General features: G+C 70.8%; 20 protein-coding genes. 7 read left to right on the top strand and 13 right to left on the bottom strand.

From position 1 onward, the window contains the following. Nucleotides 1-8: 8 nt before the first annotated feature. The 8 genes from AB5J50_RS43300 to AB5J50_RS43265 all read right to left on the bottom strand — a co-directional run bounded on the left by AB5J50_RS43300 (nt 9) and on the right by AB5J50_RS43265 (nt 8,401). A complete protein-coding gene (locus AB5J50_RS43300) occupies nt 9-1,349 on the bottom strand; it encodes an ABC transporter substrate-binding protein (RefSeq protein ID WP_369264065.1) in 1,341 nt (446 codons plus the stop codon). Nucleotides 1,350-1,501: 152 nt separating this feature from the next. Beyond that, nucleotides 1,502-2,512, bottom strand: coding sequence for a LacI family DNA-binding transcriptional regulator (locus tag AB5J50_RS43295; RefSeq protein WP_327433512.1), 1,011 nt, complete (start codon nt 2,510-2,512; stop codon nt 1,502-1,504). Nucleotides 2,513-2,602: 90 nt separating this feature from the next. After that, nucleotides 2,603-3,292: a GntR family transcriptional regulator gene (locus AB5J50_RS43290; RefSeq protein WP_369264064.1), complete on the bottom strand. Its 690-nt coding sequence runs from the start codon at nt 3,290-3,292 to the stop codon at nt 2,603-2,605. Nucleotides 3,293-3,493: 201 nt separating this feature from the next. Continuing rightward, complete coding sequence (locus AB5J50_RS43285) at nt 3,494-4,495, bottom strand: proline racemase family protein (RefSeq protein WP_330308842.1); 1,002 nt, start codon at nt 4,493-4,495, stop codon at nt 3,494-3,496. 31 nt (nt 4,496-4,526) lie between these two features. Continuing rightward, nucleotides 4,527-5,426 (bottom strand): dihydrodipicolinate synthase family protein, encoded by a 900-nt coding sequence (locus AB5J50_RS43280; RefSeq protein ID WP_369264063.1) that lies wholly within the window; start codon nt 5,424-5,426, stop codon nt 4,527-4,529. 119 nt (nt 5,427-5,545) lie between these two features. Further along, the gene (locus tag AB5J50_RS43275; RefSeq protein WP_369264062.1) at nt 5,546-6,958 is read right to left on the bottom strand and encodes an FAD-dependent oxidoreductase; all 1,413 of its coding nucleotides are present in this window, start codon (nt 6,956-6,958) and stop codon (nt 5,546-5,548) included. After that, nucleotides 6,951-7,250, bottom strand: a complete 300-nt coding sequence (locus tag AB5J50_RS43270; protein ID WP_369264061.1) for a (2Fe-2S)-binding protein — start codon at nt 7,248-7,250, stop codon at nt 6,951-6,953. Before AB5J50_RS43270 ends, AB5J50_RS43275 begins: the two co-directional genes overlap by 8 nt. Further along, the gene (locus AB5J50_RS43265) at nt 7,247-8,401 is read right to left on the bottom strand and encodes an NAD(P)/FAD-dependent oxidoreductase (protein WP_369264060.1); all 1,155 of its coding nucleotides are present in this window, start codon (nt 8,399-8,401) and stop codon (nt 7,247-7,249) included. Before AB5J50_RS43265 ends, AB5J50_RS43270 begins: the two co-directional genes overlap by 4 nt. Before the next feature lie 77 nt (nt 8,402-8,478). Between AB5J50_RS43265 and AB5J50_RS43260 the strand changes: the two genes are divergently transcribed. Beyond that, nucleotides 8,479-9,888, top strand: a complete 1,410-nt coding sequence (locus tag AB5J50_RS43260; RefSeq protein ID WP_369264059.1) for an aminopeptidase P family protein — start codon at nt 8,479-8,481, stop codon at nt 9,886-9,888. A gap of 22 nt (nt 9,889-9,910) precedes the next feature. On the opposite strand, the gene AB5J50_RS43255 is transcribed toward AB5J50_RS43260, so the two are convergent. The 4 genes from AB5J50_RS43255 to AB5J50_RS43240 are packed head-to-tail and all read right to left on the bottom strand — an operon-like array spanning nt 9,911 to nt 13,905. Next, entirely contained in the window at nt 9,911-10,726 is an 816-nt protein-coding gene (locus tag AB5J50_RS43255; protein ID WP_369264058.1) for an ABC transporter permease, read from the bottom strand. A gap of 10 nt (nt 10,727-10,736) precedes the next feature. Further along, nucleotides 10,737-11,627: an ABC transporter permease gene (locus tag AB5J50_RS43250; RefSeq protein WP_369264057.1), complete on the bottom strand. Its 891-nt coding sequence runs from the start codon at nt 11,625-11,627 to the stop codon at nt 10,737-10,739. A gap of 7 nt (nt 11,628-11,634) precedes the next feature. Next, the gene (locus AB5J50_RS43245; protein ID WP_369264056.1) at nt 11,635-12,828 is read right to left on the bottom strand and encodes an ABC transporter substrate-binding protein; all 1,194 of its coding nucleotides are present in this window, start codon (nt 12,826-12,828) and stop codon (nt 11,635-11,637) included. Nucleotides 12,829-12,867: 39 nt separating this feature from the next. Then, nucleotides 12,868-13,905 carry an ABC transporter ATP-binding protein gene (locus tag AB5J50_RS43240; RefSeq protein ID WP_369264055.1) on the bottom strand — a complete coding sequence of 346 codons (1,038 nt, stop codon included), beginning with the start codon at nt 13,903-13,905 and terminating at the stop codon, nt 12,868-12,870. Nucleotides 13,906-13,982: 77 nt separating this feature from the next. Between AB5J50_RS43240 and AB5J50_RS43235 the strand changes: the two genes are divergently transcribed. Both AB5J50_RS43235 and AB5J50_RS43230 read left to right on the top strand, forming a co-directional pair. Continuing rightward, nucleotides 13,983-14,837 (top strand): FadR/GntR family transcriptional regulator, encoded by an 855-nt coding sequence (locus tag AB5J50_RS43235; protein WP_369264054.1) that lies wholly within the window; start codon nt 13,983-13,985, stop codon nt 14,835-14,837. Next, entirely contained in the window at nt 14,794-15,573 is a 780-nt protein-coding gene (locus tag AB5J50_RS43230) for a cache domain-containing protein (RefSeq protein WP_327433498.1), read from the top strand. Before AB5J50_RS43235 ends, AB5J50_RS43230 begins: the two co-directional genes overlap by 44 nt. Nucleotides 15,574-15,651: 78 nt before the next feature. On the opposite strand, the gene AB5J50_RS43225 is transcribed toward AB5J50_RS43230, so the two are convergent. Further along, the gene (locus AB5J50_RS43225; protein ID WP_369264053.1) at nt 15,652-16,308 is read right to left on the bottom strand and encodes a hypothetical protein; all 657 of its coding nucleotides are present in this window, start codon (nt 16,306-16,308) and stop codon (nt 15,652-15,654) included. Between the two features lie 273 nt (nt 16,309-16,581). Between AB5J50_RS43225 and AB5J50_RS43220 the strand changes: the two genes are divergently transcribed. Genes AB5J50_RS43220 through AB5J50_RS43205 form a run of 4 tightly spaced genes read left to right on the top strand, consistent with a single transcriptional unit; the run spans nt 16,582 to nt 20,506 of the window. Next, nucleotides 16,582-17,238: a helix-turn-helix transcriptional regulator gene (locus AB5J50_RS43220; RefSeq protein ID WP_327433496.1), complete on the top strand. Its 657-nt coding sequence runs from the start codon at nt 16,582-16,584 to the stop codon at nt 17,236-17,238. Nucleotides 17,239-17,270: 32 nt separating this feature from the next. Beyond that, nucleotides 17,271-17,801: a toxin-antitoxin system, toxin component gene (locus AB5J50_RS43215; protein WP_369265670.1), complete on the top strand. Its 531-nt coding sequence runs from the start codon at nt 17,271-17,273 to the stop codon at nt 17,799-17,801. Between the two features lie 16 nt (nt 17,802-17,817). Next, on the top strand, nt 17,818-19,044 hold the full coding sequence (locus tag AB5J50_RS43210) for an MAB_1171c family putative transporter (RefSeq protein WP_369264052.1): 1,227 nt from the start codon (nt 17,818-17,820) through the stop codon (nt 19,042-19,044). After that, on the top strand, nt 19,028-20,506 hold the full coding sequence (locus tag AB5J50_RS43205; protein ID WP_369264051.1) for an FAD-dependent monooxygenase: 1,479 nt from the start codon (nt 19,028-19,030) through the stop codon (nt 20,504-20,506). The genes AB5J50_RS43210 and AB5J50_RS43205 overlap by 17 nt, the downstream gene beginning before the upstream one ends. Nucleotides 20,507-20,533: the final 27 nt, after the last annotated feature.

Here is a 20,533-nt window from a genome sequence, read left to right as displayed (position 1 = left end):
ACCCGGTGTCAGGCCCGGGCCAGGATCGAGTCGATCTTGCCGGAAGCGTCCTTCAGCAGCTGGTCGATGTCGGCGTCCTTCTTGGTGAGGACCGCGGAGACGGCGCTGTCGAGGACGGAGTAGATCTGCTGGGCCTGCGGCGGCTCGATCTTCATCTGGAGGCTCTGGTTGCCGTCGAGGAAGGCCTGGTAGTTCTCGACGGGCACATTGGCGTTGGCCTTCTTGACCTGCTGGTCCTTGGCGTCGGCGGCGCCGGTGAACAGGCGCGGCTCGGGCAGGCCCACGGGCGCGTTGTTCTGCTTGGCGCGGGCGTAGTCACCGAGGAAGCCGTCGCCGGGCGTCAGGAACATGCTGTCGAGCCACTTGAGGCCGGCTTTGATCTGCGCCGGGCTGTCCTTCTTGTTGAACATGTAGCCGTCGCCGCCGATGAGTGTGCCCTTGCCGCCGGGCATCGGCGCCAGTGCAAGGTCCTTGTAGTTGCCGCCCTTCTCCTTGACGAGGATCGGGATGTTGTCGGGCGCGGAGAGGTACATGCCGAGCTTGCCGGAGCCCATCATCTGCTGGACGTCGTTGATGACGAGGAGCTGTTTGCTGCCCATGGAGTTGTCGCTCCAGCGCATGTCCTTGAGGTTCTGCAGGACGGCCTTGCCCTCGGGGGTGTCGACGGTGGCCTTCTTGCCGTCCTCGCTCACCACGTTGCCGCCCTGCGAGTACATCTCGGCGGTGAAGTGCCAGCCGCCCTGGTTCTGGGCGCTGTAGTCGGCGTATCCCACGGTGCCGTTGCCGAGCGCGGCTATCTTCTTGGCGTCCGCGCGCAGCTCCTCCCAGGTCGCCGGGGGCTTGTCCGGGTCGAGGCCGGCCTTCTCGAAGAGCTTCTTGTTGTAGATCAGGCCCATCGAGTAGCCGGTGCGCGGGACGCCGTAGATCTTGCCGTCGACGGTGTAGATGTCGCGCAGTTGCTGCTGGATGGTGCCGTAGCTCTTGAGGTCCTTGACGTAAGCGGTGATGTCGGCGGCCTGGTTGACGTCGACGACGTGCCCCGCGTCGGTGAAGTACGTGTAGAAGACGTCCTCCATCTGACCGCCGGCGAGTTTGGCGTCGAACGTCTTGGGGTCCTGACACGGGAACGCGTCGTGGGCGACGACGTCGATGTCCGGGTTGGCCTGCTCGAACGCCTTGATGTCGGCCTCGAAGAACGAACGGTCGACCTTGGCGCTCTTGGGCGGCATGCAGTTGACGGTGATACGGGTCTTTCCGTCGGCCGTGTCGTCGCTCGAACCGCAGGCGGTGAGCGCGAGCGAGGACGCCATGAGCATGACGAAGGTACGGCGGAACCCGGTGCTTCTCATCGGTGGACCCCTTTGGGCAGGAGCGAGGAAGGCCCACGGCAGCACGCGGGGAGCGCACGCCGCCGTGTCTGGCGCCGCACACTCAAGCACCGCCGACATCTGTCCGCAAGATGTCGCGCAGAATCTGTAATTATTTGACAGCCGACCGGATCTCAGTGGCGGGGAGCTTGCGCGGTGGACCCCCGCACCACCAACTCCGGCTCGAACAGCAGCTCTTCGGCGGTGACACTGCTCCCGCCGATCTGCGCGTTGAGCAACTCCACCGCGGCGCGCCCCATGGCCTCGATGGGCTGACGGACCGTGGTGAGCGGGGGTTCGGTGCAGTTCATGAAGGCGGAGTCGTCGTAGCCGACGACCGACACATCGGCCGGCACCACTAGCCCCTTGCGCCGGGCCGCGCGTACCGCGCCGAGCGCCAGGGGGTCGCTGGCACAGATGATGCCCGTGACGCCCCGCTCCAGCAGCCGCGTCGCGGCCGCCTGGCCGCCCTCCAGGGAGAACATCGAGCGCGCCACGTGATCGTCGGGCAGCTCGGCACCGCCGGCCGAGGCCAGCGCACGCGCCGCCGCCAGCTTCCGCTGCGAGGGCATGTGGTCGCCCGGGCCGAGGACGAGACCGATGCGCTCGTGGCCGAGCGAGACCAGATGGCGCCAGGCCTGTTCGACCGCCACGGCGTCGTCGCAGGAGACGCACGGGAAGCCCAGGTGCTCGATCGCCGCGTTGACCAGCACCACCGGGATATTGCGGTCCGCGAGCCGCCGGTAGTGGTCGTGCGGCGCGTCGGCCTGCGCGTACAGGCCGCCCGCGAACACCACACCGGAGACCTGCTGCTGGAGCAACAGGTCGACATAGTCCGCCTCGGAGACACCGCCCTTGGTCTGTGTGCACAGGACCGGGGTGAGCCCGAGCTGCGCGAGCGCCCCGCCGATCACCTCGGCGAACGCCGGGAAGATCGGGTTTTGCAGCTCGGGCAGCACGAGGCCCACGAGCCGCGCGCGTTCACCGCGCAGTTGCGTGGGCCTCTCGTAGCCGAGGACGTCGAGGGCGGAGAGCACCGCCTGCCGGGTGGCGTCGGAGACTCCGGGCTTGCCGTTGAGCACCCGGCTGACCGTGGCCTCACTGACTCCGACCTTCTTGGCCACCTGAGCAAGTCGTCGCGTCATGCGCGCAAGAATAGCGCAAGAAATGCAAGCGGCTTGCGTAACGGAACAAGGGTCAGAAGGACTCCCCCACCGCGATCTGCGGCGCAGGATCTAACGAGCGGCCCAGAGACCGCGGACGTGACCGAGGTGGCGGGTCATCACTTCGCGTACGGCGGCCTCGTCACGGTCCAGGAGCGCGTCGAGGAGTTCGAGGTGCTCCTCCGCGGAGGACTCCAAGCGGCCCGCCTCGACCAGGGCGTTGAGCCCGTAGAGGCGGGACCGCTTGCGCAGGTCGCCGACGACCTCGACCAGGTGGGCGTTGCCCGCGAGGGCGAGCAGGCCGAGGTGGAAGCGGATGTCGGCCTCGACGTAGGCGATGAGGTCGCCGGCGGCCGCCGCGGTCACGATCTCCCGGGCGGCCGGGCGCAGCGCCTCCAGGGAGACGGCGTCAGCGGTGGTCGCCAGCTCCACCACGGTGGGAATCTCGATGAGCGCACGGATGTGGGTGTACTCGTCGAGTTGCTTCTCGGAGACCGCGGTGACCCGGAACCCCTTGTTGGGCACCGTGTCGACCAGGCCCTCCTTGGCGAGGTCGAGCATGGCCTCGCGCACCGGGGTCGCCGAGACGCCGAAGCGGGCGGCGAGTGTCGGCGCGGAGTAGACCTCGCCGGCGCGCAGCTCGCCCGCGATCAGCGCGGCCCGCAGCGCGTCGGCGACACGCTCGCGGTAGCTGCTCTTCTTTCCCCCCAGCGTGGGCAGGGCGGGAGCGGCGGAGGGTGCGCTGCTGCGCTGGGCGGCCATGGGGAGTCTCCTCGTACGGGCCGATGCGTCGTCTCTTCGTACCGGCCATGTGCAATATCACGTGCTACCAGTATCTACGCGGCGGAGAGCATCGTGACAGTGCGGGTCCTGGTAGGGAAGTCCGGGGCCGCCTTCCCCGGGAGCTCCTGGGCCCGGCCGACGGGGGTGAGGGACTGGGAGGATCGGCCGGGGCCTGCGGGTCTAGAGGACGAATCCGGCCGGGAACGGGTCGGTCGGATCGAGCAGGTACTGGGCGGTGCCGGTGATCCAGGCGCGGCCGGTGAAGCTGGGCAGCACGGCGGGGATTCCGGCGACCTCGGTGGTGCCGAGCAGCCGTCCGGTGAACTGGGTCCCGATGAAGGACTCGTTGACGAACTCGGTGTGCAGCGGGAGTTCGCCGCGGGCGTGCAGCTGGGCCATGCGCGCGCTGGTGCCCGTACCGCAGGGTGAGCGGTCGAACCAGCCGGGGTGGATCGCCATCGCGTGCCGCGAGTAGCGGGCGGTGGCGCCGGGCGCGTACAGGTGGACGTGGTGGCAGCCGCGGATCGACGGGTCCTCGGGGTGGACGGGCTCGTCGTCGGCGTTGATGGCGTCCATCAGCGACAGACCGGCGGCGAGGATGTCGTCCTTGCGGGAGCGGTCGAAGGGCAGCCCGAACTGCTCCAGCGGCAGGATCGCGTAGAAGTTGCCGCCGTACGCGAGGTCGTAGGTCACCGTCCGGCCATCGGCGAGCGTGGCCTTGCGGTCGAGGCCCACGGAGAAGGACGGCACGTTCTTCAGGGTCACCGCCTTGGCGGCGCCGTCCTCGACCGCGACCTCGGCGACGACCAGGCCCGCCGGGGTGTCGAGCCGGATGGTGGTGACCGGCTCGACGACCTCGACCATGCCGGTCTCCACGAGCACGGTCGCGACACCGATGGTGCCGTGCCCGCACATCGGGAGGTAGCCCGAGACCTCGATGTAGATCACGCCGTAGTCGCAGTCGGGGCGGGTGGGCGGCTGGAGGATGGCGCCGCTCATCGCCGCGTGGCCGCGCGGCTCGTTCATCAGGAGCTGTTTGATGTCGTCGCGGTGCTCACGGAAGTACAGCCGGCGCTCGTTCATGGTCGCGCCGGGGATCGTGCCGATGCCGCCGGTGATCACCCGGGTGGGCATGCCCTCGGTGTGCGAGTCGACGGCGTGCAGGACGAGTTTGCTACGCATGACACTCCTGATGGATCGAGAGCGGTGGGGATCAGGCGAGACCGGCGGCGACGGCCCGCTCGGTGGCTTCGCGGACGGCGGCCTCCTGCCCGGGCAGCAGCGGGACGCGCGGCGGGCGGACCGGACCGCCGTGCCGGCCGACGATGTCCATGGACAGCTTGATGGCCTGCACGAACTCGACCTTGGAGTCCCAGCGCAGCAACGGGTGCAGCTGACGGTAGAGCTTGCCCGCCGTGTCGAGGTCGCCGTCGACGGCGGCGCGGTACAGCTCGACGCTCGCGCCGGGCAGTGCGTTCGGGTATCCGGCCACCCAGCCCTTGGCGCCCGCGACGGCGAGCTCCAGCAGGACGTCGTCGGCGCCGATCAACAGGTCGAGTCCCGGGGCGAGTTCGGCGAGCTGGTAGGCCCGGCGGACATCGCCGGAGAACTCCTTGACGGCGTGGATGTATCCCTCCCCGTGCAGCTTGGCGAGGAGTTCGGGCACCAGGTCGACCTTGGTGTCGATCGGGTTGTTGTACGCGACGACCGGGACGCCCGCCTTGGCGACCTCCTCGTAGTGGGCGAGGACGGAACGCTCGTCGGCACGGTAGGCGTTCGGCGGCAGCAGCATCACGGCCCCGCAGCCCGCGTCCTTGGCCTGCTCGGCCCAGCGGCGGGCCTCGGCGGAGCCATAGGCGGCGACACCGGGCATCACACGCGAACCGCCGATGGCGGCGACCGCCGTCTCCACGACCTTCGCGCGCTCCTCCGGCGTGAGCACCTGGTACTCACCGAGCGAGCCGTTGGGTACGACGCCGTCGCAGCCGTTCTCCACGAGCCAGGCGCAGTGTTCGGCGAACTCGTCGTAGTTGACGGAGAGGTCGTCGTTCAGCGGGAGCGCGGTGGCGACGAGGACTCCGCGCCAGGGGCGGTTCTCGGTGGTGGCGGTCATAAGAGAGATCCCATCTCAATAGGGTGTGACATTTTACTGGTGGGTAAGGGGTGTCGGCGAGAGGCAGTACGGCTGTTGTAGCCGTTGCGGCTGCTGCGACTACGGCCGCACGACGGAGGTCAGTCGGCTTCGGGCTCCCCGGAAGGCTCCGGGGACGACTCCCCGGCCCGCGCGAGGACTCCGAGCGGCACCGGGCGGGCCAACAGCCGCCGTGCGGCCTTCTGTTCGCACCCGGCGAGTCCCGCGACCGCGGGCTCGCACATCCGGCCCTGGCACCAGCCCATCCCGGCGCGGGTGAGCAGCTTCACGGTCCGTACATCGCCCGCACCGAGCTCGGCGACGGCCGCGCGGATCTCGCCGCCGGTGACCTCCTCGCAGCGGCACACGACGGTGTCGTCGGTGACCTGGTCCGTCCAGTGCGCGGGCGGCGCGTACACGGTGTCGAGCGCGGCGATGAACTCCCGCGTCCTCGTACGGGACCTGTCGACCGCAGCCCATGCGCGCGGGTCGGGTTCCGTGCCGGTGAGCCGGGCGGCGATGGAGCGGCCGGCGATATGGCCCTCGGCGAGCGACAGCGCGGAGCCGCCGATGCCGGTGGTCTCGCCGGCGGCCCAGACGCCGGGCACGTCGGTGCGCTGCTCGTCGTCGACGTACACCTTCAGTCCGTCGATACGGCAGCCGAGCGACTCGGCGAGATCGGTGTGCGGGAGCATGCCGTGCCCGACGGCGAGCGTGTCGCAGGGGATGCGCCGGGCGGTGCCGGGCCGGACGCGCCCGCCGGTGTCGAGCGCGGCGACGGTCACGGCGTCGAGCCGTGCGTCGCCGTGCGCCTCGACGACGGTGTGCCGGGGGATGAACCTGATGCGGTGGCGCAGGAGTTGGGCGGCGTACTGGGCGCCCTCGGCGACCTTGCCGGGCTGGGCGGCCAGCGCTGTCGCCTTCCGCGCGAACGCCTTCGGGTCGGCGGACTCGACGAGCGCGGCCACCTCGACGCCCGCCGCGGCCAGGCCGGTCGCCACGGGCAGCAGCAACGGCCCGGTCCCGGCCACCACGGCGGTCCGCCCCGGCACGACGAGCCCGCCCTTGAGCATGGCCTGGGCCCCGCCCGCGGTGACGACACCGGGGAGGGTCCAGCCGGGGAAGGGCAGCACCTTCTCGTAGCCACCGGTGGCGAGGAGGACGGCGTCGGCGTGGACGATGGCCGGCTCCTCCTGCTCGGGGCCCAGCAGCGCGTGCACGGCAAAGCCCTCGGACCGCCGTTCCACACACCAGACATGATGGTCCGTCAATTGGTGGATCGTGTCCGCCGCGGCGAGCCCGTCCCGCAGCCGCTCCCACGTCCGCCACTGGTGGTGCAGCGCCTTCGGGCGGCGCGCCCCCAACCCGCTCGCGGGCTGGCGGTAGAACTGGCCCCCCGCCTGTGCCGCCGAGTCGATCAGTGTGACGCGAATGCCGCGCGCGGCCGCCGCCAGGGACGCGGCGAGCCCCGCCGGACCCGCGCCGATCACCGCGAGGTGCGGTCGCTCAGTCATGGTGGCCCGTGCCTTCCTGCGTGCGGATCGCGTCGCCCGGCCGCACCGGGACCAGGCAAGCCCGTTGATTGGGGCGGTCGTTGACGGTGACGAGGCAGTCGAAGCAGACGCCGATGCCACAGAAGACGCCACGCGGGCGGCCCTCGTCGCGGGTGGTCCGCCAGGACGTGACGCCCGCGGCCCACAGCGCGGCGGCGACGGTCTGGCCAGGCAGCGCCGCGATCTCGCGGTCGTCGAGGGTGACGGTGAACGCGGGGCCCGGCTGAGCCTGGACCAGTTCCCGGGGGTTCACGCGGCCTCCTGGACGAAGCGGTCGGGCCGGAACGGCGCGAGGTCGAGGTCGGTGGTCTTGCCGGCCAGGACCTGCGCGAGCAGCTGCCCGGTACCGGTGGCGAGCCCGATGCCCGCACCCTCGTGCCCGCAGGCGTGGAAGAGACCGGGCACCCGGGGGTCCGGGCCGATCGCGGGAAGGTGATCCGGCATGTACGGGCGGAAGCCCAGATACGTACGGAGGGCGCGCACCTCCGACAGGAACGGGAACAGCCGGGTCGCCCCGGCGGCCAGCGCCCGGACGACCGGCAGCGAGAAGGAGCGGTCGAAGCCGACCCGCTCCCGGCTCGCGCCGATCAGGATCGGCCCCGCGGCCGTCCCTTCCACGACGGGCGACGTCTGGAGCGCCGCCGAGTCACTGGCCACGTCGGCGACGTAGTCCGCGGCGTACACCTTGTGCCGCACCATCCGCGGCAGCGGCTCGGTCACGAGGACGAAGCCGCGGCGGGGCAGGACGGGGAGCGGGACGCCGGCCAGCTCGGCCACCGCCGAGCCCCACGTACCGGCCGCGTTGACGACGGCCGGGGCATGGAGGTCGCCCCGGTCGGTCCGCACGCCGCGCACCGCTCCGTCCGCCGTGCGCAGCACCTCCGTCACGGTCCGCCCGGTCAGCAGCCGGGCCCCCGACGCCCGCACCAGATGGGCGGCGGCCAGGGCAGGCATCACCTGGGTGTCCTGCGGATAGTGCACGGCGCCCGCGAGGCCGGGCGCCAAGTGCGGTTCCAGGTCATGGAGTTGGCCGGCGGCGACCGATGACGTCAGGACCCCGGCCGCGCGCTGGCCCGCCGCGAAGGTCTCCAGCGCGGCGAGGCCCTCGGGGGTGGAGGCGACGACGACACCGCCCTTGGCCTCGTATTCGATCGCCGCTCCGAGACCCTCCTCCGCGAGGTCGGCCCACAGGCGCCCCGACAGCAGGGCGAGGTCGAGCTCGGGCCCGGGCTCCTTGTCGGAGACGAGCAGGTTTCCCTCGCCCGCGCCGGTCGTCCCGCCGGCCACCGGACCGCGGTCCACCAGGGCGACGTCGAGGCCCGCCCGGGCCGCGTACAGGGCGCAGGCCGCGCCGACCATACCGGCCCCGACGACTACAACATCGCAGGTAAATGCCTTGCTCACATCAGTACTATGTCACATGCTTCTCTTGCTGGGAACAGCCCGGGAACAGCCGACAACACACAGAAGAGGTGCCTGACGTGGCAAAGGGCCGAAAGAACGGTCTGTATCAAGGAGTCTCCGACGAGCTGTCCGCGCTGATGCGGACGGGCTGGGCCGACACCGAGCAGCGCGATCTGCGGCCCATCGAGCAGGCGCCGTACGCGGCCCGCCGACGCGCCGCCCTCTCCGCCCTCTTCCCGGGCGAGCGGCTCGTCATCCCCTCCGGAAGTCTCAAGACACGCTCGAACGACACCCCCTACGCGTTCCGCCCGTACTCAGGCTACGTCCATCTGACGGGCGATCAAGCCCGTGACGGCGCCCTGGTGCTGGAGCCCCGCGCGGACGGCGGCCACGACGCGCACTGCTACCAGCTCCCCCGCGACACCCGGGACAGCGACGAGTTCTGGACGGGCAAGACGGCCGAGCTGTGGATGGGCCGCCGCCGTTCCCTCGCCGAGTCGGAGTCGGTGCTCGGCCTGCCGTGCCGTGACATCCGCACGATCGTCGAGGACCTGTCGGGCACCGGCGTACCGACGCGTGTCGTGCGCGGCCATGCCCCCGAGATCGAAGCGGCGCTCACCACGGACGAGGACCGCGACGCCGACCTCGAGACGGCGGTGTCCGGGCTGCGGCTGGTCAAGGACGCGTGGGAGATCGGTGAGATGCGCCGGGCCGTGGACTCCACAGTCCGTGGATTCACCGACGTGGTACGGGAGTTGTCGCAGGCGGTCGCCACCTCGGAGCGGTGGATCGAGGGCACCTTCTTCCGCCGCGCCCGCGTCGAGGGCAACGACGTCGGCTACGGCTCCATCTGCGCGGCCGGCGAGCACGCCACGATCATGCACTGGACGGAGAACGACGGCCCGGTCCGCCCGGGCGAGCTGCTCCTGCTCGACGCGGGCGTGGAGACCCGCACGCTCTACACCGCCGACGTCACCCGCACCCTCCCAATCAGCGGGACGTTCACCCCGCTCCAGCGGGAGATATACGACGCGGTGTACGAGGCCCAGGAGGCCGGTATGGCCGCGGTGAAGCCGGGTGCCCGGTACCGCGACTTCCACGAGGCCGCCCAGCGGTCGATGACCGAGCGGCTCGTGAAGTGGGGCTTCATCGAGGGCCCGGCCGAGCGCGCGTACGAGCTCGGTCTGCAGCGCCGGTTCACCATGGCGGGCACCGGTCACATGCTCGGGATCGACGTCCACGACTGCGCCACGGCCCGCAACGAGGAGTACGTCGACGGGGTCCTGGAGCCGGGCATGGTGCTCACCGTCGAGCCCGGCCTCTACTTCCAGCCGGACGACCTGACCGTGCCCGAACCCTGGCGCGGCATCGGCGTCCGGATCGAGGACGACCTGCTGGTGACGGCGGACGGGTACGAGAACCTGTCGGCCGGGCTGCCCCGCTCGGCCGACGAAGTCGAGGCGTGGATGCGGGAGTTCGCCGGATAGCCGGGTCCCGCCAGGGCCTTCGCTAGATCCTGCTCTCGGTAGCCGTGTCGGCGGACAGCCGCTGCGCCACGTAGATCGGAACCACCGAGAGCAGGACGAGCACCGCCGCCACGACGTTCACGACCGGTGCCTGCTGGGGCCGGGTCATGTTGTTGAAGATCCAGATCGGCAGGGTCTCGATCCCGGGCCCGGCCGTGAACGTCGTCACCACGATCTCGTCGAAGGAGAGCGCGAAGGCGAGCAGCGCGCCCGCGAGGAGCGCCGAGCGGATGAGCGGGAAGGTGACGTCGACGAAGGCCCGGAAGGTGTCCGCGCCCAGGTCCATCGCGGCTTCCTCGTAGGTGCCGGACGTACGGCGCAGTCTGGCGACGACGTTGTTGAAGACGACGACGATGCAGAAGGTGGCGTGGCCGACGATCACGGTGAACATGCCGAGGCCGACGCCGAGCGGCTCAAGTACCGTGCTGAAGGCCGAGTTGAGCGCGATGCCCGTGACGATGCCGGGCAGCGCGATCGGCAGGACGACCACGAAGGAGATGGCGTCGCGGCCGAAGAAGCGGTGCCGGCCGACCGCGAAGGCGACCAGCGTGCCGAGCACCAGGGCGATGGCGGTGGCGCCGAGCCCCGCCTTGACGGAGGTCCAGAGCGCCGCGCGGGCGCCCTCGTTCTCCCAGGCGACCGACCACCAGTGGAAGGTCAGGCTGGAGGGCGGCCAGCTCGCGCTGCGGTCCGGATTGAAGGAGTTGACCAGGACCAGCGCGAGCGGCACGTAGATGATCGCGAAGCCGAGCCCGGCGGCGAAGCGCAGCGCGATGCGCGCGGAACGGGAGAGTTGCACAGCGGGCTCCTCAGAGGCTGCTCAGGGCGCCCGTGCGGCGCATCGCGAGCAGGTACAGCACGATGACGACGACGGGGACCGTGCCGAGCGCGGCGGCCATGGGCAGGTTCAGTTCGATGTTGGAGTAGACGAGGTTGCCGATGAGCTGGGTCTTGCCGCCGACGATCTGCACGGTGATGTAGTCGCCGAGGCTGAGCGAGAAGGTGAAGACCGAGCCCGCGGCGACGGCCGGCAGGACCATCGGCAGCACCACCGAACGGAAGGTGCGCACGGGCCGCCCGCCCAAGTCCGCCGACGCGTCGAGCAGGTTGGCGGGCAGCTGCTCCAGCGCCGCGTGGATCGGCAGGATCATGTACGGCAGCCACAGGTACGTCAGCGCGATGACCGCCGCGGGCAGTCCGAACCCGGGTCCGCTCAGTCCGAAGGGCTCCAGCATCCAGTCGGCGAGGCCTCCCTGAGAGAGGATCAGCCGCCAGGCGTACACCTTGACGAGGTAACTCGCCCACAACGGGGTGAGGATGGCGACCACGAGCAGCGGGCGCCACGTGGGCTGGGCGATGCGGGCCGTGTAGAAGGCGACCGGGAAGGCGATCACCGCGCACAGGGCGGTGACCGCGAGGGCGACGCCGATGCTGCGCAGGATCACCTGCCGGAAGACCGGGGTCGTGAACAGCGCGTGGAAGTTGTCGGTCGACCAGACCTTCACCACCTCGGAGGTGAAGGAGTTGGTCGTCCAGAACGCCGAGACGAACAGCACGGCCAGTGAGCCGAGGTAGAGCACCGCCAGCCAGAGCAGCGGCGCGGTGAGGAGCAGGGACAGCCGCAACCGGGAGTGCCGGTGCAGGGTCCCGGCGAGCCGCCGGACGGGGGAGCGTCCGGCGGCCTGCGCGGTGGAGGTCATCTCTCGCTCAGCCCTTGATCTCGGTCCAGGCCTGGACCCACTTGGCGTACGGCACGCACTTCACGTCGGTGCGTCCGTCGAGGCACTGCTCGATGGGCGTGTTCCAGAAGGCGATGTTCTTCCAGTAGCTCTCGTCGGAGGCGTGGTAGATGTCGCAGAAGGACTTGTCGCTGGTCTCGGCGCAGGCCTTGGAGTTGGCGGGTGCCTCACCGAAGTACTCGGCGACCTGGGCGTTCACCTTCGGGGAGATGATCCAGTCCGCCCACTTATAGGCGCAGTTGGGGTGCTTGGCCTTGGCGGAGATCATCCAGGTGTCCGACCATCCCGTGGAGCCCTCCTTGGGCACGAAGGCCTTCACCTTGGCGCCCTCGTCGGCGGCGAGGTTGGCGATGACCTGCCAGGTGGTGCCGACCACGGAGTCACCGCTCTTGAAGGCGGAGATCTCCTTGAGGTAGTCGCTCCAGTACTCCCCCACGTTCGCGCCCTGCTTCTTCAGCAGGGCGACGGCCGCGTCGAACTGCGTCTGGTCCAGCGCGTAGGGGTCCTTGATCTTCAACTCCGGCTTGGTCGCCTTGAGATACAGCGCCGCGTCGGCGATGTAGATCGGCGAGTCGTACGCCGTCACATGGCCCTTGTACTTCGAGGCGTCGTCGAAGACCGCCGACCAGGAGGTGGGGGCGGGCGTGACCTTCTGCGTGTTGTACATCAGCAGGTTGGCGCCGCGGCCGTGCGGGATGCCGTACATCTGGCCGTCGACGGAGTTCCAGGCGCCGTTCTTCAGGCCGCTGAAGACGTCCTTGTAGTTCGGTACGAGGGCGGTGTTGACCGGGGCCGCGTCGCCGGAGGCGATGAGGCGCAGGGACGCGTCGCCGGACGCGGACACGGCGTCGTACTGGCCGGTCTTCATCAACTTGACCATCTCGTCGGAGCTGGCGGCGACCTTGGAGTTGACCTGACAGCCGGTCTGCTTCTCGAAGTCGCTGACCCAGTCGACCTTGGGGTCGTTCGAGCCGTCCTCGACATAGCCGGCCCAGGCGATGAGGTTGACCTGGCCCTCGGTCTTGCCGAGCTTCGACTGCGCCTTCAGGTCTGGGGGGTTGAGCCCGCTCGACGAGGGGCCCGTGTTGGACGATCCGCAGGCGGAGGCCGCGAGGAGCACCGCAACTGCGGCGGCGGCCTGGAGGGTTCGGGTGAGGCGCACGACGTACTCCATACGTGATGGGGACTGAGCGTGGGGGGGTCAGCGGGGGTCGGAGACCTTGAAGGTGTGGCCGCGGTGCCACTGGAGGCGGACCCGGGTGCCGCGGTAGGCGGCGACGTCCTCGGAGGTGGTCTCCAGGTTCTGCTGGAGCGCGGTGAGGCGTCCGCCGGCGTCGAGGTCCACCAGGAAGCGGGTGGAGTCACCCAGATAGACGACCTCGACGACGGTGCCGACGGCGGTGGAGTGCTCCGGCTCGTCGGCCTCGGCGGACTCCTTCAGAACCCGGATCTTCTCGGGCCTGATGCTGTACGTGCCCGGGGCGCCGACGACCTGCTGCGCGGACTGGCCTTCGAGCAGGTTGGACGTGCCGACGAAGCCGGCGACGAAGGCCGAGGCGGGGCGCTCGTAGATCTCGGCCGGGGTGCCGACCTGCTCGATGCGGCCCTGGTTGAAGACGGCGATGCGGTCGCTCATCGTCAGGGCCTCCTCCTGGTCGTGGGTGACGAAGACGAAGGTGATGCCGACCTCGCGCTGGATCGCCTTGAGCTCGACCTGCATCTGCTCGCGCAGCTTGAGGTCGAGGGCGCCGAGCGGTTCGTCGAGCAGCAGCACCCGGGGGCGGCCGACGAGGGCGCGGGCGAGTGCGACGCGCTGGCGCTGGCCGCCGGAGAGCTGGCTCGGGCGCCGCCTGCCGAACCCTTCGAGGCGTACGTCGGCGAGCGCCTTGCGGGCCCGCACCAGCCGCTCGGCCTTGGGCACCTTGCGGACCTTGAGGCCGTAGGCGACGTTCTGTTCCACGGTCATGTGCGGGAACAGCGCGTAGTCCTGGAAGACGGTGTGCACATCCCGTTCGAAGGGGGCGAGCCCGGTGACCTCCTGGCCTGCCAGCTCGATCCGCCCGGAGGTGGGGGTCTCGAAGCCCGCGATCATGCGCAGGACGGTCGTCTTTCCGGAGCCGGACGGGCCGAGCATCGAGAAGAACTCGCCGTCGGATATCTCCAGGTCGACTCCGGCCACCGCGGTCGTCTCGCCGAACGACTTCCGCAGATCCTGCAGCCGGATCGTGCTTCCCTCCATGGGCGGGAACCTTTCTGGTGCACTCTTACGTTGACCGGAAAGATATGAAGTCATAGTTCAAAGCTCAAGACCCCCTTATGGTAAAGGTTGAGTCAACGCACAAGGTGGTGGTCGTGAAGCAATACGTGGGCAGTGACGCTCGGAGCGCCGTTTTCACCCCGGTGGACAACCGGGCGCGAGTGGAGACGGTCATCCGCAGGCTCAGCGACGCCATAGAGCTCGGGCTGCTCGCCGACGGGGAGCAGCTGCCCGGCGAGATGGAGCTGGCCGGGCAGCTGGGCGTGTCCACGGTGACCCTGCGCGAGGCGCTCATGGCGCTCCGGCAGCAGGGACTGGTCACCACGCGCAGGGGGCGTGGCGGCGGAAGCTTCGTGTCCCTCCCCGAGGACCCCGGCGAGGAGCGGCTGAGGGCCCGGCTCGCCGGCTGGAGCACCGAGGAGCTGCGCGACCTGGGCGACCACTGGGCCGCCCTGTCGGGAACGGCCGCACGACTGGCCGCTGAGCGCACCGAGCCGGACGATCTCCAGCAGCTGCGGCGCACCCTCGACGAGCTGTCGGCCGCCGGGGAGGCGGCGGCGCGCAGCCGTGTCTACGGCCGGTTCCATGTCGAGCTCGCCGCGGCGGCGCAGTCGGCCCGGCTGACCCGTGAACAGGTCGCGCTCCAGACGGAAGTGGGCGCGCTGCTGTGTCTTGTGCTCGGGGACGACGAATACCGTGAAGAAGTGGCCGACCGTCACCGCTCCGTAATCTCGGCGGTGCAAGATGGGGCCCACGATTCGGCCAGAGCCCTGGCCGAGCGGTGCGTGCAGGATTCGACGGCGCGGCTCATCGCCCTGCGCCTGTCGATGCCGCGCGCCGCGTCCGGTCCCCGTCCGCTGGAGGGCACCCATGAGCAGGAGCCCCGGCCTGGCGGGCGCCGCGGCGACGCTTGACGCGTCGCCCGAGGCGGCCGTCGCCGCCCAGGTCCGCTCCACGCTGGAGGCCGTGTTCGAGGCGGTGGCCGAGACCCGTACCGATACGGCGAGGCTGCTCGCCCGGGTCGCCGCGCAGAGCCGTCGACCCGCGACCGTGGATCTGGCCGCACTGCGCCCGGGGCTCCATCTCCGGCTCACCCGGCAGGAGTTGGTGTCGGGCGCCGGGTTCGTCGCGGCGCCGGGGCTGCTGAGTGACGTACCGGCGTGGCTGGAGTGGTGGCAGCAGGGCTCCGACGGGGACGTACGGCCGCTGCTGCTCGACCTCGATCCGGAGCACTCCGCGTACTCCGACTACACGCACTGGGACTGGTTCGCCCTCCCCCGCGACACCGGGCAGCGCGCGGTCGCCGGGCCCTATGTGGACTACCTGTGCTCCGACGAGTACAGCCTGACGCTGTCCGCGCCCGTGCAGGTGGAGGGACGGTTCGTCGGGGTCGCCGCGGCCGACGTGTATCTGCGGCACTTCGAGAACGCCGTCGTCCCGCTGCTCCAACGGCTGCCGGGGGCGGCCCACTTGGTGAACGCGCGGGGCCGGGTGGCCGCGTCCGCCGATCCCGCGCATCTGGCCGGATCGCTCACCAAGGGCCCGGACTTCGGTGCCGTGCTGGCGTCTGCGCGCACCGCGCGCTTCGACGGGATGCGGCTGGTGCCGTGCGACGGCGTTCCGCTCGTGCTCGTGGTGCTGGACGACTGAGCCCCGCCGTACGGCACGGCCGAGGAGACCCGGCCGTGCGCACCGCCGCAAAGACGCGAACCTCCCGCCCCCACGGGCTCACACCGCCCGCAGCTCCGCCGCTCCGTTGCGCGTCTTGCGGGCCTTGCGCGGTACGGCCGCCGCCTGCCGCGTCTCGCGCAGGACCAGCGTCATCCGCGTATAGCCCATGTCCCGGAGGGTCTTGGGCGTGTCGTCAACGATCCGGCACTCCGTGCTGCCCCAGCGCGGGTCCGGGTGCACCAGCGGGCGCACGGCGCCGTCGTGCTCGACGGCGCCCGGGCCGACCGCGCGGATCCAGTGCGCCAGCCCGTGCCGGTAGGCGGCGTCCATGATCGGGTCCTGGGCGATGTCCCGGCGGATCGACTGGAGTCCGCGGTCCTGGCCGTGGAGCTCCACGGCGGCCGCGAAATGGGCCAGCATCGGCAGGCACCAGCTCGACTCGTGGTCGCCGAGGACCGTGGCCGCGTCCGGGTGGAAGAGCACGAACCGAAGGAAGTTGTCGCCGGGCATGGCCGTCGGATGGGGGTCGACGCCGTCGAAAAGTGTCTCGAACGCGGCGTTGGACAGCACGACGTCCCAGCGGTGGTCGAAGACGACGGAGGGGAACGGGACGGCTTCTAAGAGGGCGGCGTAGTCCTGGAGATACGCCTGAGCTTCGAGACTCTCGGGGACAGGTCGCGGCTGGGACCGCTGCCTTCCTGCCTGGTACGCCATCGGGAGGTCACCCCTCTTGCCTCTGCGGCCTTCACGCGGCGCCCCGATCCTGCTGCCCAGGGCACAGGCGTGTCAACTATCGTGGCATTTGGCGCCTGTTGACGGCTGAATCTCGCCACAGTTGTGGCGAGACCTGGATGTGAGTTCGAGCAAGCCGCTAGTCTCCGGATGGTTCCTGACCTTCACGTCCGGATGGTCGAATCCCGACCCTCACTTCCGGACGGTTCCTGACTTTCGTGAGAGAGACCTGAGAGAGACGTAGGAGATCTGTCGGTGACGGATGGCTTCGAAGTTCCGGGCGCCACGGCGACGGTTCTGCTGCAGGCCGTCGTGGCCCGGGTCACCGCACTCGCCGACCGGCTCGGTGTGCAGCACGCCGAGGTCTTCGACGTGAGGCGCCTGTCGGCCGAGTCCGGCGTCCCCGAACCCGTGGTGAAGGCCCTGCTGAGCGGCCGCCCCGCCGGGGAGCCCGACCTGCAGGCCCGCTTCCTGCAACGCCTGGACCTGCTGCGCCGCACCCGGCTCAAGCCCAACGGACGCCGGTACACCCAGCAGGAGATCGCCGACGGCGCCGGCATGTCGCGCCAGCAGGCGGGCGCCCTCATCAACGGCGACCGGCGCCCCACCATGGAGCACTGCGACGCCATCCAGCGCTTCTTCCGGGTCCATGCCGGGTTCCTTACGGCCGAGGACTCCGAGGCGCTCGTGGGCGCCCTCCAGCGCTCGGAGCAGGAGCTCCTGCAGCGACTCGCCGACCGCGAGCGCGCGGCGGCCTCCGTCGCGAACGACCCGCTGGAACGGCTGCTCCTGGACCACGGCGTCCGCGGAATCGCCTGGCGGGCCGCGCAGTTGCCCACCGACCAGCACCGGGACAAGGTCGCCGAGTGGCTGGACATGCTCTTGGAGAGCGTCAAGCGGCCCGAGTCGTGAGCCGGGGGAGAACTGTGGCCATCGGAAGGGAAATGCGCCGCCTGTGCGGCGAGTTGGTCGCGGAGCTCTCGCTCCCGGCACCGGCGGAACCCGCCGAGCTGTACGCGGCGCTGTGCGACGCGATGAGCAGACGCCGCGGCCGTCCCGTCCAGTTCCGTACGGCCGCGTTCCCGCCCGGCACCGCCAGCGGGCTGTGGCTCGACATGGCCGAGCAGGACCTCGTCGTCATCGAGGAACGCACCGCGCCCGACCACCAGTTGGTGATCCTCGGACATGAGCTGTGGCACATGCAGGCCGGTCACTGCAGTCACCACGTCGAGGGCGCAGCCGTCGCGGCCCGCTTACTCAGCGACCACGCGGACCTCCAGGCGACCGTCCTGAAGGTGGCCGCGCGCACCCGCTTCGACCTCGACAACGAGAAGGAGGCCGAGAGCTTCGGTCTGCTGCTCGCCAGCAAGTGCCGTACATGGCTGGCCGGTTCGTCGTTGCGTCAGCCGGTGAGCCGGGACGGTCTGGCCGGCCGGATCGAGGCGTCCCTGGGCTACCGCGGCCCGCAGGGCTGAGGACGTTTCCGAGGACATGGACGCATCCAGCTATTACGTCCCCGCCGCCGCCATGGGGGTCGCTCTCGCCGCCAAGGCGCCCGCGCTGATCAGGGGCTGGCGTGACCCGCTCCAACGGTCCGTCGGCGTACTCATGGCACTGGCGGGCCTGGTGTTCGTCTTCGCGGCCCCGCCGACGATCGCCGGGGTCAATGACCTCACCGGCGTCCCCAACATCTCGGCGCCCCTGGTCTATTGCCTGCTGAGCGCCTTCTGCGCCTCCTGCCTGGTGCTGATCATCAACTGGCGCGGCGGACCGCCGGAGGTGACCCGTCGCCTCGCACGCCGCTGGATCACCGGGTACGGCGTGGTCAGCGCGGCGCTGGTCGTGCTGTTCGCCCTCGGGGACGCCCCCGTGGAGCGGCTGCGGGATCTCGACACCTACTACGCCAACACCCCGTTCATCCGCGAGATGATCGTGCTCTACCTCCTCGCGCTGACCGTCGCGGGCGTCGCGATGAACATCATGTGCTGGCGCTGGGCGCTCCAGGTGCACGGCTGGCTGCGGGCCGGGCTGCTGATCATCGCGGTCGGCTTCCTGTTCAACGTCCCTTACGCGGCGACCAAGTTCACCGCCGTGGTCGCCCGCTGGAACGGTGCGAACCTGGACGGCCTGAGCACCGATGTAGCCCCCATGCTCGCCTCCGTGGGAGAGCAGGTCAGCGCGGTCGGCTTCCTGCTGCCACTGGCCTGCCAGCGCATCGGGGACTGCTGGACGACCTGGTCGACGTACCGCCGGCTCGGGCCCCTGTGGCGCGAGCTGAAGTCGGTCTCCGCGCACGAGGACCACGCGGTGCGGATCTCCTGGTGGTCCCCCGCCGAACTCCAGGTCACCCAGCGGGAGTCCGACATCCACGACGGCATGCTCAGCCTGTACCCCTACTTCGACTCCGAGGTGCGCTCCCACGCCTACGACGCGGCCCTGACCGCGGGTTCCTCGCCCGCCCAGGCGCAGGCCGAGGCGGACGCGGCGATGGTGACGGCGGCGGTGCGGGCCAGGGCCGCCGACCCGGAGGGCAGGGTCATCAGCTCGGCGGAGGCGGCCGACGGTCCCCCGGCGGCCGGATCCGCGTACGCGTACACCGATGGCCCCCGCGACCTCGTGCGGATGTCCATCGCGCTGCGTCAGTCACCCGTCGTCGCGGCCGCCCGAGGGCGGGCCCCGACCAGCTCAGAGAGCGACTTCCATGAGCGAACCAGCTAGCGCCTCCCGGGGCGCGGCCGAACCGAGCAGACCCGCCGACACCGCCCGCCGTCTGCCGCCGGGTGCGGCTTCCCGTCGGGCCGTCGTCGTCGGCGGCGGGCTGGCCGGTCTGCTGACCGCCGCCGCCCTGCACGACTACGCCGAGGTCACCGTCGTCGAGCGCGACGCACTGCCCGAGGGGCCCGAGCCGCGCAAAGGTCTCCCGCAGGCCCGCCACGCCCACCTCCTGTGGTCCGGCGGCGCCCGTGCGATGGAGGACCTGCTGCCCGGGGTGACCGACGCCTGGCTCGCCGCCGGCGCCCGCCGCATCCCGCTGCCGACCGGTCTCGTCTCCCTGTCGGCGCAGGGCTGGCTGCGGCGCTGGCCCGAGATGGAGTTCATGATCGCGTGCAGCCGGGATCTGCTCGACTCCGTGCTGCGCGCGCGGCTCGCCAAGAAGGAGCGCGTCACCTTCCTGCAGCGCACCGAGCTCCTCGGCCTGGAGGGCGGCGCCTCCCGGGTGACAGGTGTGCGGGTGCGCACGCCCGAGGGCGAGGAGCGCGTCCTCGCGGCCGATCTGGTGGTGGACGCCTCGGGGCGCGGCTCACGGGCCAGCACCTGGCTCGACGCGCTGGGCGTGCCCGAGGCGCCGATGGACGAGGTGGACTCCGGACTCGCGTACGCCAGCCGGATCTTCCGCGCGCCCGCGGGCACCGAGGACTTCCCGGTGGTCAACGTACAGCCGGACGCGGCGCAGCCGGTGCCGGGCCAGTCGTCGACCATCGTGCCCATCGAGGGCGGCCGCTGGCTGGTGACGCTGTCCGGCACACGCGGCGGCCAGCCGACCGACTCCACCGAGGAGTTCGAGGCGTTCGCTCGCGGGGTCAGACATCCTGTCGTGGGCGAGCTGATCGCGCACGCGGAGCCGCTGACGGACGTCTTCCTCACCCGCTCCACGGTCAACAGGCGGCGCTTCTTCGAGAAGGTACGGGACTGGCCCGAGGGGTTCGTCGTGATCGGTGACGCCGTCGCCACCTACAACCCGGTCTACGGGCACGGCATGTCGGTGGCCGCTCAGGGCGCCGTGGCGCTGCGCGGGCTGGTGGCCGAGCACGGGCTGACGGAGCCGGGGCTCGCGCGGCGGGTGCAGCGGGCCGTGTCCCGTCCGGTGGCGACCGCCTGGGACCTGGCCACGGGCACGGACATCCGCTACCCGGAGGCGATCGGCAAGCAGCCCGGGGGCGCGCAGAATCTGCTCGGCCGCTATGTGAACCGGCTCATGCTGACGGCGACCGGTCGTCCGCTGGTCACCCAGGCGCTGCTCAGTGTGATGACGCTGTCGGGACCGCTGCCCACCCTCTTCAAGCCCGAGGTCGCCTTCGCGGTGCTGCGCGGCCCGCGTCGGCCTCCGCTGGCCGAGCCGCCGTTCACGGACCAGGAACGGGAGTCGGTCCGCACGGCCGGGGCGCCCACCCCGGGCTGATCCCCCGGCCTGCCGGGGCGGGCGGGC

The sequence above is a fragment of the Streptomyces sp. R35 genome (assembly GCF_041053035.1).
GTDB classification, from domain to species: domain Bacteria; phylum Actinomycetota; class Actinomycetes; order Streptomycetales; family Streptomycetaceae; genus Streptomyces; species Streptomyces lutosisoli.
This window is presented reverse-complemented; position numbering and strand designations above follow the sequence as displayed.